Annotated in this window: 18 protein-coding genes; 8 read left to right on the top strand and 10 right to left on the bottom strand. The window is 48.9% G+C overall.

Going from position 1 to position 18,161, the window contains the following annotated elements:
* The first annotated feature begins 180 nt into the window (after window positions 1–180).
* Both HP548_RS14670 and HP548_RS14665 read left to right on the top strand, forming a co-directional pair.
* A complete protein-coding gene (locus tag HP548_RS14670; RefSeq protein ID WP_175382087.1) occupies window positions 181–1,812 on the top strand; it encodes a copper resistance CopC/CopD family protein in 1,632 nt (543 codons plus the stop codon).
* A gap of 276 nt (window positions 1,813–2,088) precedes the next feature.
* Window positions 2,089–2,856, top strand: a complete 768-nt coding sequence (locus tag HP548_RS14665; RefSeq protein WP_246318071.1) for a YcnI family copper-binding membrane protein — start codon at window positions 2,089–2,091, stop codon at window positions 2,854–2,856.
* Between the two features lie 173 nt (window positions 2,857–3,029).
* Here HP548_RS14665 and HP548_RS14660 read toward each other — a convergent pair whose 3' ends face one another.
* The 5 genes from HP548_RS14660 to HP548_RS14640 form a co-directional block, all read right to left on the bottom strand.
* Complete coding sequence (locus HP548_RS14660; RefSeq protein WP_175382086.1) at window positions 3,030–3,302, bottom strand: hypothetical protein; 273 nt, start codon at window positions 3,300–3,302, stop codon at window positions 3,030–3,032.
* Window positions 3,303–3,356: 54 nt separating this feature from the next.
* Window positions 3,357–4,607 carry a hypothetical protein gene (locus tag HP548_RS14655; protein ID WP_076290755.1) on the bottom strand — a complete coding sequence of 417 codons (1,251 nt, stop codon included), beginning with the start codon at window positions 4,605–4,607 and terminating at the stop codon, window positions 3,357–3,359.
* Between the two features lie 82 nt (window positions 4,608–4,689).
* A complete protein-coding gene (locus HP548_RS14650) occupies window positions 4,690–4,971 on the bottom strand; it encodes a hypothetical protein (protein WP_076290678.1) in 282 nt (93 codons plus the stop codon).
* On the bottom strand, window positions 4,958–5,164 hold the full coding sequence (locus HP548_RS14645; RefSeq protein WP_175382085.1) for a hypothetical protein: 207 nt from the start codon (window positions 5,162–5,164) through the stop codon (window positions 4,958–4,960). Before HP548_RS14645 ends, HP548_RS14650 begins: the two co-directional genes overlap by 14 nt.
* Before the next feature lie 157 nt (window positions 5,165–5,321).
* Window positions 5,322–6,578, bottom strand: a complete 1,257-nt coding sequence (locus HP548_RS14640) for a DUF445 domain-containing protein (RefSeq protein WP_163761634.1) — start codon at window positions 6,576–6,578, stop codon at window positions 5,322–5,324.
* A 336-nt stretch (window positions 6,579–6,914) separates the two neighbouring features.
* Here HP548_RS14640 and HP548_RS14635 point away from each other — a divergent pair, with 336 nt between their 5' ends.
* Window positions 6,915–7,742, top strand: a complete 828-nt coding sequence (locus HP548_RS14635; RefSeq protein ID WP_175382084.1) for an aldo/keto reductase — start codon at window positions 6,915–6,917, stop codon at window positions 7,740–7,742.
* A 96-nt stretch (window positions 7,743–7,838) separates the two neighbouring features.
* On the opposite strand, the gene HP548_RS14630 is transcribed toward HP548_RS14635, so the two are convergent.
* The gene (locus HP548_RS14630; protein ID WP_024632300.1) at window positions 7,839–8,297 is read right to left on the bottom strand and encodes a cupin domain-containing protein; all 459 of its coding nucleotides are present in this window, start codon (window positions 8,295–8,297) and stop codon (window positions 7,839–7,841) included.
* Window positions 8,298–8,555: 258 nt separating this feature from the next.
* On the opposite strand from HP548_RS14630, the gene HP548_RS14625 reads away from it, so the two are divergent.
* Window positions 8,556–9,407 (top strand): helix-turn-helix transcriptional regulator, encoded by an 852-nt coding sequence (locus HP548_RS14625; RefSeq protein WP_175382083.1) that lies wholly within the window; start codon window positions 8,556–8,558, stop codon window positions 9,405–9,407.
* Between the two features lie 115 nt (window positions 9,408–9,522).
* On the opposite strand, the gene HP548_RS14620 is transcribed toward HP548_RS14625, so the two are convergent.
* Complete coding sequence (locus HP548_RS14620; protein ID WP_175382082.1) at window positions 9,523–11,136, bottom strand: glycoside hydrolase family 28 protein; 1,614 nt, start codon at window positions 11,134–11,136, stop codon at window positions 9,523–9,525.
* A 461-nt stretch (window positions 11,137–11,597) separates the two neighbouring features.
* Here HP548_RS14620 and HP548_RS14615 point away from each other — a divergent pair, with 461 nt between their 5' ends.
* The 4 genes from HP548_RS14615 (at window position 11,598) to HP548_RS14600 (ending at window position 14,719) form a co-directional block, all read left to right on the top strand.
* On the top strand, window positions 11,598–12,326 hold the full coding sequence (locus tag HP548_RS14615; RefSeq protein WP_175382081.1) for an amino acid ABC transporter ATP-binding protein: 729 nt from the start codon (window positions 11,598–11,600) through the stop codon (window positions 12,324–12,326).
* Between the two features lie 32 nt (window positions 12,327–12,358).
* On the top strand, window positions 12,359–13,192 hold the full coding sequence (locus HP548_RS14610) for an ABC transporter substrate-binding protein (RefSeq protein ID WP_099858664.1): 834 nt from the start codon (window positions 12,359–12,361) through the stop codon (window positions 13,190–13,192).
* A gap of 101 nt (window positions 13,193–13,293) precedes the next feature.
* Complete coding sequence (locus HP548_RS14605) at window positions 13,294–14,016, top strand: amino acid ABC transporter permease (protein WP_099858665.1); 723 nt, start codon at window positions 13,294–13,296, stop codon at window positions 14,014–14,016.
* Between the two features lie 52 nt (window positions 14,017–14,068).
* Complete coding sequence (locus HP548_RS14600) at window positions 14,069–14,719, top strand: amino acid ABC transporter permease (RefSeq protein WP_076290687.1); 651 nt, start codon at window positions 14,069–14,071, stop codon at window positions 14,717–14,719.
* A 128-nt stretch (window positions 14,720–14,847) separates the two neighbouring features.
* Here HP548_RS14600 and HP548_RS14595 read toward each other — a convergent pair whose 3' ends face one another.
* From HP548_RS14595 to HP548_RS14585, 3 genes are read right to left on the bottom strand one after another with little or no spacing between them, the layout of a single operon-like run.
* Window positions 14,848–16,185, bottom strand: coding sequence for an FAD-dependent oxidoreductase (locus HP548_RS14595; RefSeq protein ID WP_099858712.1), 1,338 nt, complete (start codon window positions 16,183–16,185; stop codon window positions 14,848–14,850).
* 54 nt (window positions 16,186–16,239) lie between these two features.
* On the bottom strand, window positions 16,240–17,094 hold the full coding sequence (locus tag HP548_RS14590) for a carbohydrate ABC transporter permease (protein ID WP_076290688.1): 855 nt from the start codon (window positions 17,092–17,094) through the stop codon (window positions 16,240–16,242).
* The gene (locus HP548_RS14585) at window positions 17,078–17,992 is read right to left on the bottom strand and encodes a carbohydrate ABC transporter permease (RefSeq protein WP_079695868.1); all 915 of its coding nucleotides are present in this window, start codon (window positions 17,990–17,992) and stop codon (window positions 17,078–17,080) included. Before HP548_RS14585 ends, HP548_RS14590 begins: the two co-directional genes overlap by 17 nt.
* Between the last annotated feature and the right edge of the window lie 169 nt (window positions 17,993–18,161).

Raw genomic sequence — 18,161 nt, 5'->3', positions numbered from 1 at the left:
TCATACGGTGTTATTTTGGACAAAGTTATAATGGTATAGATTGTGCTCGGATAACAAAGAATGACTTACAATTCTAGACCTAAGGGTGATGATTTTTTGATTTTGAGTAGGTTCACCACGAAATTGGGCAAACGGCACTGGGCATTGATGGGCGCCCTGATGTTATTATTTTGCCTTGTTATGCCACAATGGGCATCGGCCCATGCTTATATCGTGCAGGCCTCACCAGGTGAAAATGAACTGGTTGCGACTGCACCTGAACGCCTGACTCTCGAGTTCAACGAGTCTTTGCAGACGGCCTTTTTTGATATTAAAATCACCGGACCTGACGGAACACAAGCAGATGACGGCAATGTGCATGTCGATGAGGATCGTCCTCATATTCTGGAGACCGGACTGCGGACCGGACTTGGAAACGGAACCTACGCCGTGAATTGGAAGGCTGTATCTGCGGATGGCCACCCCATTCAGGGAGCCTATGTGTTTCATATTGGGGAACCATCTGGCGCTCCTGCCGGTCTCGCGGATTTAACCTCAGGTTCAGGCCAGGTTGGCGGACCGTTAAAATGGATTTTGTCGCTGACCGACTGGATTCAATATCTGGGGTTGTCTGTGATTCTGGGCACACTTGCTTTCCTGCTGTTTCGAATTGCGCCTGCTTCCATGGCGAGAGAACCACTGGAAGTGCCAAGAAGCTATAGGTTGTTATGGATCAGTTATGGCGCCGCTTCTGTTGCCGCTCTGATCAGCCTGCCTCTGAACACATTGTATGAATCAGGCGTTTCCATCGGGGAGTTCAGCTGGGCACTGATGGGCAGTGCACTTAAATTGACGTCATTTGGCCAGATCTGGATGGTACAGATACTCATTGTGATGTTGCTGGCGGTTACCATCCTCTCGGGATATGACCGGGATCGCTCGCTGCGTATCCGGATCTGGTCATCATACGGATCACTGATTCTCGTTCTTGGCTGGTTGTTCACTCATGCGATGACAGGACATCCAGCTGCAGCGGAACAACGCACACTCGCCATTGCAATGGACTTCGTTCATCTGATCGGAGCCGCTTTCTGGATCGGCGCTTTAACCGCCATGGCTGTGTGTCTACCTCCGCTCGCGGATAAACTGCCTTCCACGGTGCGAGGAGAAGTCTATTGGACGGCGATCCGACGATTTACAGCTTGGGGTATCGGTGCTGTTGCTGCTCTCGTCGCTACAGGGATATATAGCAGCCTGATCATTTTGCCTGCACCTATACTTACGTCCCTGTTCACAACGGGATATGGTCTCGTGCTTATCGCTAAAGTTGTCTTGCTTGTTGTAATGCTTGTATTGGCTGGGCGTCATGCCAGAATGGCACGTGCAAGCAGCGGCAACCGACTCGCTGGCAGTCTCAAGGCCGAACTGATTGCTGGAGCCGTCGTGCTTGCGCTGGCTGCCGTGCTGACACACTTGTCTCCCGGACAACCGGCAGCCGCAGGACCTTATAAAGAAGTACAGACTACGGATGACGGGACCACAATTACACTTCAGGTAAGCCCAAATCGTACCGGAGAGAATCAGTTCAAAGTCGACGTGAAAAAACCGGACGGCACTACAGTTAACGATCTGGAACAGATCACACTTTCACTGACCCACCTGGATATGGATATGGGCATTTACGAGATCACGATTCCGAAAAATGATACTGGCGTGTACGAAGCAGAAGAATATATCTCCATGCCAGGACGCTGGAACATCAAGGTACATCTGCTAACCCGATCTCTGGATTCGCTGGATACCGAATTTGAGATCGACACCGCTAATCCGTAGGTATAGACCGATTCAGATTTGAAACGCGACTCAATCTAAAATCAGTGTCTCAATAAGCTGCAATTGTAGTGAAGGGGACGAAATCGATTCTGGAAAAGTGTAACGTTCGCATTTATTCCCGGATTTTCACTTATAAAGTGAATCAAAAAAATCTGGAAATAACAGCGATTGAAAGAACGATTCGTAACCGGAACGGTGACTTTGCAGCACATCAGGCACTTATTTTAGAAAATGGGCCGAAACATAAATGATAAGAATTGAGAGGGGTAAATTATTTTGAAGAAAACATCATGGACTTCCAAACTGACATCCAGCCTTACTGCTGGAGCTGCTGCACTAATGCTGTTTGCTGGATTCGCCAGCGCACACGTTACCGTTAACCCAACCGTGGCACAGACAGGTGCATGGCAGACGTATAGCATCAAGATTCCATCCGAAAAAGAGCTGCCTACCACCAAAGTCACGCTGAAAGTACCGCAAGGCGTTGCATTCAAGCAATACCAACCACTGGCAGGCTGGAAAATCACTACTGAAAAAAATGATTCCAATGAAGTGACGTCAATTACTTGGGAAGTGGACGCAGATAACGAAGGAATTCTGGCTGGTCAATTCCAGCAGTTCAACTTTGTAGCACAGAATCCGGATGCCGAAACGGAAGTAGCCTGGGATGCGTTCCAATATTATAGCGATGGCAGCATCGTGGAATGGACAGGCGGACCAAGTGACAGCAACCCGCACAGTATCACGGCAATCAGCCAAGATCCTGCTGCTGCAGGTAATGCCGCTGCAGGCGGAGGTCATGATAGCGCAGGTACAGCCGGCAATGCGGGTCATGATGATGAAGCAACGGGTGATGATACGAAGGCAAACGACGATACCACACTGGGTGATGCGTTGAACGACACCGTTACTGGTGAGCCAAACAACACGGATTCAGACCCCGGCACATTGAAGCTGCAACAGGCAACACTGATCGTATCCATTCTGGCGTTGATCCTGTCCTTCCTGGGTATCGCTCTGGCAACACGCCGCAAAAAACGTTAAGAACTAACATGCAGTCTTGTATGTAGACATAAAAAGAAAGGAGCCTTTGGCGAACGGGGTCTATCCCGATGTGCCGAGGCTCCTTTTTGTTATCTGTATACATACGCTAACTCGATTTCAAACTCATGCTTACGATCACTGATGATGAACAGCGTCACTTACCGCCCTTTGCTCTACCGTTCCTGATCCGTCTGGATCATGATTTCAATGTATTGCAGCAAGCTCTTCTTCTGTTGTTCAATCGACTGTATCCGTCCAGACAGACCTGCGAAGAACGCTTCGATCTGCTGCCTTGTAAAATCAGCCGATTGTCCCTTCCAGTCGTCGAGACGATTGTATAGGCTTCTCGCCTCCTGCTCATCTGCCTGGAGACGGGCAAGCAACTGAGTCAATTCTTTTTCAGCAATCCGAAGATCATTCAACTCTACCAGCAATTGTCCGCTCACTCGTGATCCCTCCCTTTATGTAAGTTCCAATCGCCAGGCCCTTCATGCAAAATTCTAGTTAAAACTGACTTGACTCTCATCTGCCTGACGGAAGGCTTCCGCCTTCTCTTCGATAAAGTTCAAGAACTGACCCGTATGCTTCATATGCCATGTGCTCAGCTCGTTAATAGACGCATCCAGATGAGTGACGATAGGCTCAAGTCTGCGACTGCGGCTGGAATGCAAGTATTGAGCCATCCGGCTCCGTACTATGTTCAACTCTGCATTACACTGTTGTGCATTTTGCTTCCACCGAGCAGCGACACTTTTGAGTTCCTCAGGCGTTACCTGAATCAGGCCAGACGCTCCTGCTGCCGCGGCCATACCTCTTGCAAGACTGCCCGCTTGCCCACCCAAGTTCCGCATGAATGCTGCGAGATCAGACAGGACATTGGACGGCTGACGCGGGGAATAACCGATGTGCTCGCCTGTAACCGGATCGTAAAGATCGTTGGAAACATAGCCATTCTCGAACTCATACTGCTTCAGACTGTGGTACTCCTCGCCACCAAAGGTGTTACTGATTTTATCCCACATGCCCATGTCATCATTCATATCCTTGTAGTTGGAATTGATGTAATACATGGAACCTACATGACGATCATATCCACCAAAAAATCCGCTGGTCACAAAATCTCCGGGATGTCCATAGTTAATGATTTGGCTATCAAACCCACCCTCTTCAGCCTTTCGCTTCGCCTCTGGTGTGAGACTGGAGATCACAGAAGGCGCGCTGAAGGTCACTGCGGAGAGTCCCGTGTATGCGGCCGCATATTGGGCATTTCCCCCTCCAAGCGAATGCCCTGTCAGCGAGAAATCCAGATCCTTGTATTTTTTCTGCATATCATTGGCGTAGTCTTCCGCCTCATACATCTGGTTTGGTCCCAGACTGAACGTTTTATCCAGCTTTTTATCCAGTTCTCCCACAGCATTCTCGACTGTAGTGATCCCCGTAACATCTCTTACCTTCTGAATGCCATTTGCCAACCAATCCGGTGTAAAATCCGTACTTTGTTCGATCTTTCGACCAAGCTCAGGCAAACCGATTTGAGCGTCTGCATAATAATCGGGGGCGCTACGATCCAACGAAGCACTTCCCTCCGTGCCACGATAAGCGATAACCGCCTGTTTGGTCTCCGAATTGTAGAAGGTCACCGCATCAAAACCGGATTTTTTGTTTCCATGCGTGTCCTCAAGAACTTGCCATCCAGGAAGATTCTCAAACTCCATACCTGATTTCAGATTCTCATATGCTAATTCAGACATCTTGTTGTATGTCTCATCATCAATTTTTGGTGAATTACTCACAACCTCTGCACCTCCAAGAAAATCAATCCTGAATTATGATTTATTTGTTAAACGGATCATATCCCTTAGCTATAATCGCTTCCTTAATTGCCGGACTCATGCCAAAATTTTTGATCTTTTTATCCTCATAGTCGTACGAGATTGTAAACTCTTGCTCTTCATGTTCAACCACATGTCCTTCCATAGCTATAGAATCAAGCGCCATCTCGGGTAACAACTCTTTATTTGTGATGACTACATTTAGTTCATATTTATTTTTCAGATATTTTACGGCTTCTGCTTCCGCTTCTTTAAAATAGGCCTGTTTTTCACTTTCCTTCATGTTCTGACACCCTCCCAAAATAAAAGTGGATAGTATGATCAAAAAAAATATACTTGCGAATCGCCGCTTCAATCTCATTATCAATCACCTTTTCTTTTTCATTAATCATTAAAATATATTCCTGTATCCACTCTATTCTCCTGTTAACTGCATCATAGTACAAAATCAACATGATCACATCGGCTGTTGGCATCGTTTTTATGTAACTTTGTTCCTAAATGATTCCATTAGAGCATTCGGGTGTACATTACCCAATTCAACTGTTTTTGCATCAGTTGTCTATTCATAAATTTCCCAGACGAAAAAGAGCCTGCTCCAGAGAGCGGCCCTAATCTTGCCATTTCAATGATTTACTCCAATACCATCCGCAGGGCGGTCAGTGCAATCCCGATTATAAATCCGGTAACGGCCCCGTTAATCCGAATCCACTGCAGATCCTGCCCTACTTTATCCTCAATCAAGGAGATCAGTGAGGCATTATCCATTTTGTCGACATTTTCGCGCACGAGGTTGCCGATTTTGGAATGGTTTTTCTCCAGCAGCGTCGTTACACCTTCCACAATCTTGGCATTCAATCCTGCCAATAAAGCATCGTCTGACCGCAAATCAGACAACACCCGCTCAATCGCAGGTAAAGCAAACGTCTCCACATATTGACCATCTTCCATCGCAGCGAGCGCCTTATCCCTCAATTCTATGAGTTTGTTCAGCACGGTTTCCTCTGCGTTCCATCCATCCAGCATGTTGTTTTTCCAGCCGTTGACTCCATCCTGCACACTTTCACTCATCGCCAGCCGGATAGCTTGTGTTCGCAACAGATCGAGCACTTTGTAACGAAGAGCGCTGCCCTCTCGCTTCATGTCCTCTACTCGGTCAAACAGATACCCTTGCAAAATGCTGCCCAGACGCTCCTCGTTCAGATAACCCATGAACGCATTCATCGCAAATTGCATTAATCCATTCATCTGGATGCCACTGATCGCCTTTAAGCCACTTTCACCCAAAAACATAATGGTCTCTGGCTTCACCAGCCATTCTTCTGCCTGCTTCAAACCGTAGTCCAGTGCTTTGGCATCATATCCACGCTCACTCATCTGGATCGAAGCCCGTTCCAGAATCGGACCCAGGTCGAAGGCTCCCGCCTGTGATTTGATCTCACCCGCGACCAGTGGAGCAATCTGCTCCAACGGAAGGCCTGCAAGGATTCGTTTGCAGAGCGTATCGATCATGGTCTTGACTCCATCGTTGTGAAGTTCTCTTGTCATGGTATCCAGAACGATTTCTGCCGCCTTGAAACCCGCAATTTTCTCGGTGATGCTATCCTTGTTCAGCAAGTTATTTTCGACTGCGGAGACAAGGCCTTCGGTCAATTTGTCCCGATTTTTGGGCAGCAATGCCGTGTGGGGAATCGGAATACCCAGTGGATGACGGAACAACGCTGTTACGGCGAACCAGTCCGCAAGTCCACCTACCAACCCCGCTTCAAATGACCCTACGAGCAGTTTGCCTACAACACCGCCCTGAAACGGCAATGATGCGGCAAATCCTGCTCCCATAACAACGAGAGACCAGGCTGCTGCTTTTTTGGTTTGTTTAGGTTTAGCCATTGTATTCTTACTCCTTTATCGTTAATCACACGGGTTCAATGACACCCAACTTTCCCGTGCTCCTCTGTTCTTCATGTGATCCATTCCATAGGAAAGCTTCTCTTTCCATATTTCGTATACTTCATCTTATCACCCGTAAGCGTCAAAACCAAACCTCTGGCTGGCCAAAAAGGATAAAAGAGGGGTTTTTCCTATCGAAATGGTCGTATTCTTTTCCATTACCAAAAAGGTTTTAGTATAATCAATACAGACGGCCCTCCATTCAGGATTGGCCGGCGGTCAACAGGGTAATTACATAATGGAATAATGAATGAATCAGAGGAGGAATTTCGGACCATGAAACACGTGCAGGACACAACGACACTTTATAACGGAGTCAAAATGCCTTGGCTGGGTTTTGGTGTATTCAAAGTTAAAGATGGAGAAGAAGTGGTTGATGCCGTCAAAACGGCCATTCAAGCAGGTTATCGCAGTATCGATACAGCAAAAGCGTATAACAACGAAACGGGTGTAGCTCAGGGTATTCGTGAATCCGGAATCGCCCGCGAGGATCTGTTCATTACCACCAAAGTGTGGAACGGGGACCAAGGTTACGAATCCACACTGGCGGCTTTTGAAGCAAGCATGGAACGACTCGAACTGGAATATCTGGATCTCTATCTAATCCACTGGCCTGTCAAAGGCAAGTACAAGGATACCTGGAGAGCGCTGGAGAAGCTGCATAAGGAAGGACGCATCCGCGCCATTGGGGTGAGTAACTTCCAGATTCACCATCTGGAGGACCTGATGACCGATGCCACCATTAAACCTGCTGTGAATCAGGTCGAACTGCATCCGCTGTTGATCCAAACGGAGCTAAGGGAGTACTGCAGCAAACATCAGATCCAGATTGAAGCCTGGTCTCCACTGGGTCAGGGACACCTGCTGGAGCATCCGCTTCTGCAGGACATCGCGTCCAAGTACAGCAAATCTCCGGCACAGGTCATTCTTCGTTGGGATCTGCAAAATGGTATTGTGACCATACCTAAATCCGTTACACCACAGCGCATTCGCGATAACGCGGACCTGTTCGATTTTGAGTTGACTACAGAAGAAATCGAACGCATTAATCAATTGAACGAGAATAAGCGCTTTGGTTCCGATCCGGACAACTTTAACTTTTAACATCAATATATAATCAAAGCTAGAAAACATCAAAAAATCCCGATCCGGATGCACACGCACTCGGATCGGGATTTTGCTTGTTCATTTATGGTTATATTAGCCTTTGGAAACCAGTTTGAAATCATCAAAGTGGAAACCTGGAGCTACAACACACGTTACCAGTACAGGCTCATCACCCAGTGGACGTGCGGTTTGCCATACTCCGGCTGGAACGAGTACCTGCGGCGATTGCCCCGCAGCAATATCCATTCCCAGCACAAGCACTTCTTCATTTTCCGGGTTTTCCCCGTTGCCGCCCAATTTCAATTCAATCGGACTGCCGCTATGCCACAACCAGAGCTCATCAGACAAAACAGTATGCCATTCCGAGACTTCATGCGAGTGCAGCAGGAAGTATGTCGAACTTGCCGAGAATCGAGGGCCTGAGTATGTATCCGGCAGTACGGATTGTGGAATTTGATACGATGCCTTCCATTCTTCCTTATACCAACCGCCTTCAACGTGTGGCTGCATATTCAATGCAGCAACGAGTGGCGATAATTCATGTGTCGTCATATTCTGTTTCCTTCCTTCCAAATCGAATTGGAGACACCCCTATCCAGAGGTTAGCCTCACTCCCCCTACTGTAAAACATGAATAGACTTTTGTCACCTTTACACCATATCTAAGCTTGCCGAAAATCATTCTACCCGCATTCTATTCATTTCGTCTGGTCGGACCCACACACAAATGATAGCGTTTACAACAAACTGGATTTTCCGTTATGATATGGATATTAACCGTAAATCAGCTGGCGCAGAGGGGAGACGTGTTATGAGTGTTATAGAGGATCGGATTGGACCCAAATATCGAATTGGCGAGAGTTCATTCACCATTGAACACATGAGCAGACACGACGGGAACGCCATGCCACAGCCTCATGCACACCCTTTTTACGAACTGTATTATCTGCTTGAAGGAGAACGCGTCTATTCCATGAATGGTCAGCTTCTTACCGCCCGCAAAGGTGATTTGATCCTGATCAATCCCCATGATGTACATTCGACGTCCAAAGGTAGCCTTCCCGGCTTTGAACGAATCCTGATCGGATTCTCACCTTCTTTTGCAACCGGGATGGAGCTTGGAATATGTGGTCTACTTCCCTTCGATCGTTCAAGGCTGCTGCACTTTCCTGATGCGGAACAGCCCGAGATCGAACGAATGCTGTGGCAGATGCTGCAAGAATGCCGGGAGCGGCGCTCTCATTATGAAATCGTGGTGAGAAGCCTGCTTGCCCAGATCCTGATTCAGATCCACCGGGTTGAAGAAGATACCCGGAAATCTTCTCCAGTCCCGCATCATCCCATGCAGGATAAGATCAGTGAAATCGTCACTTATGTGAACAATCATTATACCGAGCCCCTCACATTAGAAGAGGCCGCAGCGCGATTTTATATCAGTCCATCCTATTTGAGCCGGATGTTCAGCCGTTTTACCGGATTTCGCTTCAGCGAATATTTACGTGTTACCCGGGTTCGGGAGGCACAGAGACGTTTACTGTCCACTCAGGAACGGGTGCAATTGATTGCGGAGAAGGTAGGATTTGAGCATACAGCCCATTTTAATAAAACGTTTAAACAGGTGACCGGGACCACGCCGCTTCGCTATCGCAAAGAACATCGATAGATCTTCAAAACGACTGGTCGAAGCCAGACGTCTGTCATGCGACGACCTGTCAGGACACCGCGAGCCAGGAGATGCCCGCGGTGATATGCTAAGCGTATACTAGTTTGGCCCCTTTTTACCTGCGGATAATTACACCACTTCTTACTTCAGGACCAACGGAGATTTGGCGTCCCTCTGTATCTGCATCACTTTCCCGGCATACGATCCCTGCCGATTCATGTCCTGTCACCATTAGAAGCCGACCATCCGCGCCCACTCCCTCAATCGCTTCCAGCTCCGCACCCTTACACTGATGCAAATGAATCAACGATCCTTCAGTAATATGTGCGTTCATTTCGGCGATTCGCAGGTGCTTCGCATGGGCGCATTGCACCCCGTTACGAGCCGTCACCGTATATCCCTGAATGACCAGACCATCCAGCGGCATTTCCGGCAGTCCACTCACCAATAACGCGGTTTCCGCTCCTGCACAGACCACATCCGATATCTGAATATCCCGGAACACCGGAGTTTCCTCACTGACCTCCTGAGTCAAGTCGCTACCACGAGCGGAACCCTCCTGATTGGCATAGAAAAAGGAAAACGAGATAGCTTCCATTATGATATCTTTCATATAAATGCGCTCCACCTGAATATCCTCAACGACCCCGCCGCGCCCACGCGCGCTTTTGAAGCGAAGCCCAATATCCGTTCCAATAAACGTACAATCCGAGACCCGGACATGCCGCACGCCACCGGACATTTCACTGCCAATGACAAAACCGCCATGGCCGTGATACACAGTGCAATTGCGGATCGTAATATATTCCGAAGGCAGACTGAGTTCACGGCCTTCTGCATCCTTGCCGGATTTCAGGCAGATCGCATCATCACCAACATCGAATACACTCTGCTCCACAAGGACATGACGGCAAGATTCAATGTCAAGCCCATCACCATTCTGGGAAAACCATGGATTCCGTACACTCACATTACGAATTGTGACATGCTCGGATGCCCACGGATGCAGATTCCATGCAGGCGAGTTCTGGAACGTCGGGCCGTCCAAAAGCACTCGTTTACATTGACGTAAGCTGACCATGTTAGGACGCAAGAAGTCTCTGACTTCCTCATAAGCAGCCACATCACACACTTGCTCCAGATGCAGACGATTCGCAATCGCACCACCTTCAAGAGCAGAAGTCGATGGCCACCAGATGGCTTCGTCTCCGCCAGCATGATCCACTACACCACCCGATGAGACCAGTCGATTCCACTGCGAGGCGGTCATCTTGGATCGTTTTACCGGACGCCATGCCTCTCCACCGCCATCCCAAATCCCCTCACCCGTGATCGCAATATCCTCCAACTGCTCACCATCAATGGGCGACTGACATCGCACTGCCTGCCAGCCTTCGAAGCTGGACGCAATCAGGGGATATTGATCGAAATTACGGCTGAACGTAACCAGAGCCCCCGCCTGGACATGAAGCTCAATTCGACTGCGGAGAACAATTGGACCCGTTAACCAAACACCCGCTGGAATGACAATTCGGCCACCTCCCGCTTCTGCACAAGCTGCTATAGCCAGTCGGAACATCTCGGTATTATCCGTCAAGCCATCCCCTACCGCACCATAATCCGTAATCTGAAAATCCCGTGCAGGGATGACAGGTAAACTCACTTCATAAGCCTTCGTATCGGATTCAACACCTTCTCCTGTACCAAGTGGGGAGTAATATGTATTCATCGTTCAGAACATCCTCTCTACCTATAATTGGATCGGACTATTTTTAGTAATGTATCGCTTACTGGAAAGCGCATTCTCGCTCCATCATATCAATGCCATAGGGCATAAGGTTGAGCTTTTTTGCCATGTACGATTCAGAATTTGATGTTATTTGTTTTTATGATCAGAGTCATAAAGTAAACATCTCTTCCAGTATACTCTATACATCTATTCCAATGGTTGTAAAACAACTAGGAGAATGGATTCATTTTTCTGTCAGGATTCGTCACAAAGAGGCTGTCAATATAACAAATATATAACATAATTACTGGCTATGGCCCTATAAAACCCATTACTTATGTCATGTTTTATCACAAACTAATTGCCTTTAGCAGGATGAGTATGTATGATTAAATAACTAGTTTCAATTTATTCCTTAATATTCCTTTTACAAACAGACGTTGCAGAAAGGATGGGGTCTCTTGATTGAATTTAGGGGTGTCCAGAAACATTTTGGCCATTTTCATGTCCTCAAAGATATTCATCTTCATATTAAAGAAGGAGAAGTCGTTGTCATTATCGGCCCTTCCGGCTCAGGCAAAAGCACACTGCTCCGCTGCATCAATCGTCTGGAGACGATTACCGAAGGTGAACTTGTCGTCAGTGGTGTCCCTTTACATCAGAAAAAGGTAGACATCAACCTCTTCCGCCGTGACATCGGCATGGTATTTCAACACTTCAATCTCTACCCTCACAAAAAAGTCATCGACAACATTACCCTTGCACCCATGAAGGTGCGTAAACAACCCAAAGCACAGGCAGCCTCTACGGCGATGAAGTATCTGACCCGTGTAGGCATTGCCGACAAGGCAGACAGTTATCCTTCCCAGTTGTCCGGTGGACAACAGCAGCGTGTAGCCATCGCAAGAGGTCTTGCCATGGAGCCCAAAATCATGCTTTTTGACGAACCCACCTCTGCACTGGACCCCGAAATGATCGGGGAAGTTCTGGATGTTATGAGGTCTCTTGCCCACAATGGGATGACGATGGTCGTCGTTACACATGAGATGGGATTTGCGCGCGAGGTCGCAGACCGAGTCATCTTTATGGATGAAGGCCGAATTGTGGAAGAAGCCTCCGCCGCTGAATTTTTCGACAACCCGAGAGAAGAACGGGCCAAGCAATTCCTGAGTCGTCTGATTCACCACTGAGAATAATCCATTTTGAAAGGGGTCTTTACCAAATGAAAAATGTATTAAAGTGGCCGTCGTTTATGCTTGTTTTGATTCTATCCCTTGTATTGTCCGGTTGTAGCACCGGAGAGGAAAGTAGCAGCAGCGGTGGTTCTGGTGGGAGTAGCGAAGCCAAAGGCACGATTGAACAAATTAAAGAGCGCGGTAAGCTCATTGCCGGCGTGAAATACGACACCAAATTGTTCGGTTTGAAAGACCCCGCAAGTGGCGAAGTCGAAGGATTCGATATTGATATCGCCAAGGCACTCGCCAAACAGATTCTTGGAGACGAAACGAAGGTAGAACTGAAGGAAGTAACGTCCAAAACGCGCATTCCGATGCTGCAAAACGGCGACATTGATCTCATCATCGCAACGATGACGATTACGGATGAACGCAAGGAACAAGTGGATTTCAGCGATGTCTATTTTGAAGCCGGGCAATCCCTGCTTGTGAAAAACGATAGCGCGATTACCGGTCTGGAAAGTCTCGACGGTGTGAAGGTTCTTGCCGTCAAAGGCTCGACTTCTGCGCAAAATATTCGCGAAAAAGCCCCGGATGCCGAGGTGCTCGAATTCGATAACTATCAGGATGCCTTCACAGCCCTCAAGGCGGGTAAAGGCGAAGCTCTGACGACCGATAACATCATCCTAATCGGCATGCAGCAGACGGATAACAACTACAAGCTGGTTGGTGGCAATTTCACGAGTGAACCTTACGGCATAGCGATTCGCAAAGGCGACACAGCCTTCGTCGAAGAAGTAAACAACCTGCTCAAAAACCTGAAGGACAGCGGTGAATATGATACGTTGCATGAAAAATGGCTGGGCAGCAAGCCAGAGTAACCCCGATTAATGATGGTGAAGCGGCGACTTAGCCTGTGATATGCAATGTATGAGCTGACGCAATCGCCGCTTCTACACTGGAGAACGGAGGCTTCGCCTACATGGGCAAATTGGACTTCAGCGTACTGATCAAACATTCGGATCGATTCCTGGAAGGGTTCCTCAACACCATCCAGGTGAGCATCATGGCCTTGATTGGCAGCTTTATTCTAGGTGCAATCATGGCTATCTTTCGGATATCCCCCATCAAACCACTTAACTGGATCGGCACCGCTTTTGTGGAGTTTATCCGTAACATCCCGCTGCTGCTCGTCGTGTTTTTCTTCTATCTCGGATTGCCGGCACTCGGCATTTCACTGGATGGGTTCATCTCGGGTACACTCGGTCTGACCATCTATACGGCCGCTTTCATTGCCGAAGCGATCCGGGCGGGCATTCAGACGGTCCCTCGCGGGCAGTTAGAAGCTGCGAGATCTTCCGGTCTATCCTACGTACAGGCCATGAACCTGATCATACTGCCACAAGCGATCAAGATTGTATTGCCGTCCATTGGCAACCAGTTTATCAATCTGGTCAAAAATTCATCCATCCTTGCGGTCGTAGCGGGCATGGATCTGATGTATTTTGCCGATCTGATCAACTCGGATACATTCCTGCCGCTGAGTGTCTACACCATTGTTGCGCTGTTCTACCTGGTGCTGACTTTGCCGCTCAGCTTCCTGGTTCACTATATGGAGCGCCGTTTTGGACAAAGTGATGCGGACGCCAGCCGTGCCAAAGGCAAACCAAAGAAGACCAAACCAACGGGCCAGGTCACCATGTAAACAGACATTCATTCTAACCCTTGTCCTACTCACAGAAGGAGGCCGATGATCCATGGACTTTAGCGGGGCCTATGCCTGGCCCAACCTTCGTTTCCTGCTGCACGGATTCCTGATTACCCTGCAAGTGGCAGGGTTGTCGATTGTATTCAGCTTTGTTCTCGGCACTGTGCTCGGAACCGTTCGATACACGCGAATTCCGGTACTGTCACAGATTGTGGCCGTTATCGTGGATACGATCCGGAATCTGCCGCTGCTGCTGATCATTTTCTTCATTCATATCGTACTTCCCCAGCTCGGAATCAAGATGTCTGGCTTCTGGTCCACGGTCGTTGGACTGAGTCTGTTCGAAGGCGCCATGATCGCAGAGATCGTCCGCAGCGGACTCAAATCGATTGAACGTGGTCAAGTGGAAGCCGCCCGTTCCTCCGGCCTAAGCTATATGCAGACACTTGGCGGCATCATCATGCCCCAGGCTTTGCGGCGCATGTCGCCACCGATGGTGAGTCAGTTCATCTCTTTGCTGAAGGATACTTCACTGGCGATCATCATCTCCCTGCCGGAACTGATGCACAATGTGCAGATCCTCGGGGGGCAGAGCTTCGATTACGTCATCCCTGCCCTGCTACTCGCAGCCGTATTATACTTCGTCATCAACTACACGTTGTCCATTGTGGCACGGCGGCTTGAAGCACGAATGACTTGATGATCGGATGATTGATGCTTCTATCACAACCCCCATTACAACCCAAAGAAGACTCCAGCTCCACTTCAATAGTGGTTTTGGAGTCTTCTTTGGATTTCATCATAGTCTGCTCGCACGGGAATCATTCCTCAAATCGCTGCTCCGTTACGGCGTAGTTCCTTTTGCAGCACCGATACCGGCAGCTCCAACGGATCTAGCTTCAACTGAACAGCTAAAGCCGCTGCCGTTCCTGCCGCCTGGCCTGTAGCCATGCAGCTTGGCGTCAGCCTTGTCGTTGCGTGCGCCTCATGTGTGGTGGATATGCAGCGTCCTGCCGCAAGCAGATTGCGGATATTTCGGGAAATCAGAGAGCGATACGGAATATCGTATGCTCCGTCCCCTTCAATAAAAGCCGCTACGACGCCTTGCCCCGAAGGATCATGAATATCAATCGGATAGCCACTTCTGGCGATTACATCATCAAACTTCCGACCTGCAACCACATCGTCCTTGGTCAACGCATAATGCCCGATGATTCGCCTGGATTCACGGATACCAATCTGTGGCGCTATCGCTGAGATCGAGGCCCGCTCGAATCCAGGCACGTCACGCTGCAGAAACTCAGCAATCATCAGCACCTGCTTCCTGCCTTCCTGTTCAGCAGAGGTCAGATCTTCTGCATCTGTAGCATCCAACCCCTGCACCCGGGTGCAGTTAATCAATACCTCATCTTCAGCCGGGCCGGTAAAAAACAATACCTGATCACGGTTAATCGGTACACCTGCTTTTTTCCATTGGGAATAGAAGCCGCTCACCCCGGTTAACGGAATACTGTCCAGTTCGGAGAAAGGGGTTTTGGCATAGAAATCCTCCGGGTGCTCCTGCATGTATTGTTTCACTCGTCCAAGGTCCACACCACGCATTCGAAATTTCATGGTCATCGGCTGTGACTGGTGATCGCCATCTCGCCCCTTTGCAATAGAAGCTCCCGCAAGATAAGCCGCATCCGCATCACCGCTGGCATCCACAAATACGTTCGCTCTTAGCTCCATTCGGCCAGACTTGTTCGTCAGACGTACCGCCTCTACCCGATCATTCACCATAACCACTTCATCCACGAAGCTGTGCAATAACAATCGCACACCTGCTTCCTGCAGCATCTCCGCCGCAACCACTTGATAGATCGCCGGATGGTAAGGCGTAACCGTATGCACAAATCCAACCGTATCCCGAAGATGCCCCGGAGAGCCGCCGCGCGCCTGTAGTCGGTCAACAATTTCCTGGGCGATACCCTGAATCACCTGCTCACCACTCTCCGTATGGAAGGTCATCCAAGGATAGACCATGGCGGCAGTCGACATTCCACCAACGAATCCGTACCGTTCCACCAGTACTACTCGAACACCTTGTCGTCCAGCAGCGATGGCTGCCGCTATACCCGCCGGACCCCCTCCCACAACAACCACATCCGCTTCTTCCTTTTTCATACTCATACTTATCCGTTCACTCAAGCTATCACTCCTTCCGTTCTATTGCAGGGGTTACTCTTTCAGTCCTGTCATGGCAACTCCCTCAATGAAGCGCCGTTGTGCCAGGAAAAAGACAATCAGCAGCGGCAGGGTCGCCATGACGGTGGCACTCATCAGATATTGCCAGGCTGTGCCCACTTCATCCGTGAACAAGGATAATCCAAGCGGCAGCGTCATCAGTTCTCGCGAGTTAATGAAAATCAACGGATCGAAAAACTCATTCCAGATCGTCACAAACGTAAAGATCGTCAGCGTAGCCATACCGGGCTTGGCAATCGGGAGCATAATACGAGCATAGATCCGGAAGCGGTTGCAACCGTCAATCATCGCCGCTTCTTCCAGCTCGGTGGGTACCGTAATGAAGAACTGCCGCATCACAAAGATGCCAAACACGCCGCCCGCCCCAAAGATCGGGAGTAAAATCAGCGGAAGATGTGTATCAATCCACCCCAGCTGCCGCATGAACAGAAACATGGGAATAGCCGTCACCTCATGGGGAATCATCATCGCACTCAGCAGGATGAGAAATACCACATTACGTCCCTTGAACGGAATTTTGGCAAATGCGTACCCGGCGAGAGATGCAAAGAACACCGTACCCAGCACAACCACAGCAGCAATATATACACTGTTAAAATAAAAACGATGAAACGGAATTAATCGAAAAACATCGATGTAGTTCTGAAATCGGAAGGTATCCGGTATCCACTGTGGTGGATAGGTAAATATGCTCTGAGGTTCCTTGAATGACGTCGATATCATCCAGATAAATGGAACAAGCATGATCAGCGAGATCAGTGTCAGCAGCAAGTACGTCCCCAGGGCACTGCCTGTCTTGCGAATCGAAGGATTAGGCATCGCCTTCATTGAATACCCACCTCTTTCGAAGCTGCCATTGCAGCAGCGTCAGGATTAGCACGATAAAGAACAACACATACGCAAGCGAAGAGGCGTAGCCGAACTGAAATAATTTGAATGCTTTTTCCCAGATATAATAGACCAATACCTTCGTGCTGTTGCTCGGCCCTCCCTGTGTCATGACGTAGATCTGTCCAAACACCTTGAGCGAGCCAATCACAGTCATGACCATGGTTAAAAACACCGTTGGCGTAATCATGGGCAGTGTGACGTGAAAGAAGGTTCCTCTTCTGCCCGCTCCGTCCAGTGTTGCCGCTTCGTAAAGTGAACGCGGTACCTGCTGAATGGCTGCAATGAACAACACCATATTCAGACCCACATTTTTCAGTACACTCGTCACAATAACCGCAGGCATCGCCAGATCCTGATTGTAGAGCCAGGCCGGACCCTTGATGCCTATCATTAACAGAAGCTGATTGATCAGTCCCGACTCTGTGGCATACATCAGCTTCCATACGATGGACCATACAATCAGCGAGGTCATGACCGGAACAAAGATGGCTGTTCGAAAAATCCCGATGCCGCGCAAACTTCTGGATAGCAGCAACGCGAGCAGCAGCGCGAGCACAATATTAAGCGGCACAAGCCCCGCAGTGAAATAGACCGTATTGGCAAGCACCTTCCAGAACATGGCGTCTGTCATCACATTCCGGTAATTCTCCAGTCCAATAAAATGATGATCCCCCAGCAGCGGCCAGTCGGTCAGGCTCATGTACAGAGCCAAACCCATGGGAAACAGCAGCAGCAGGGTAAACCCGAGCACCATTGGCGATACAAACAGCCATCCCGCGATCTGGGCCTCTCTGGCGAGCGGACCTCTTCCTGTACGCTTGCGTGAATGGGTCACAGTCAGGCCCTCCCCTTTATCAAATTTCTTCCCTTGAAACGAATATTTACACTTGCCACTCCAATGACAGAACAACCTTCCGATCGCTGTTATCCCCAGATTTTTTTAATTCAATTTTACAAAGGGGAAAATCCGGGGATAAAGGCGAACACTCCGTTTCTTCAGGTTA

The sequence above is a fragment of the Paenibacillus taichungensis genome (genome assembly GCF_013359905.1).
Classification (GTDB): domain Bacteria; phylum Bacillota; class Bacilli; order Paenibacillales; family Paenibacillaceae; genus Paenibacillus; species Paenibacillus taichungensis.
The sequence above is the reverse complement of the archived record's forward strand: the minus strand, read 5'-3'. Positions and strand labels throughout refer to the sequence as shown.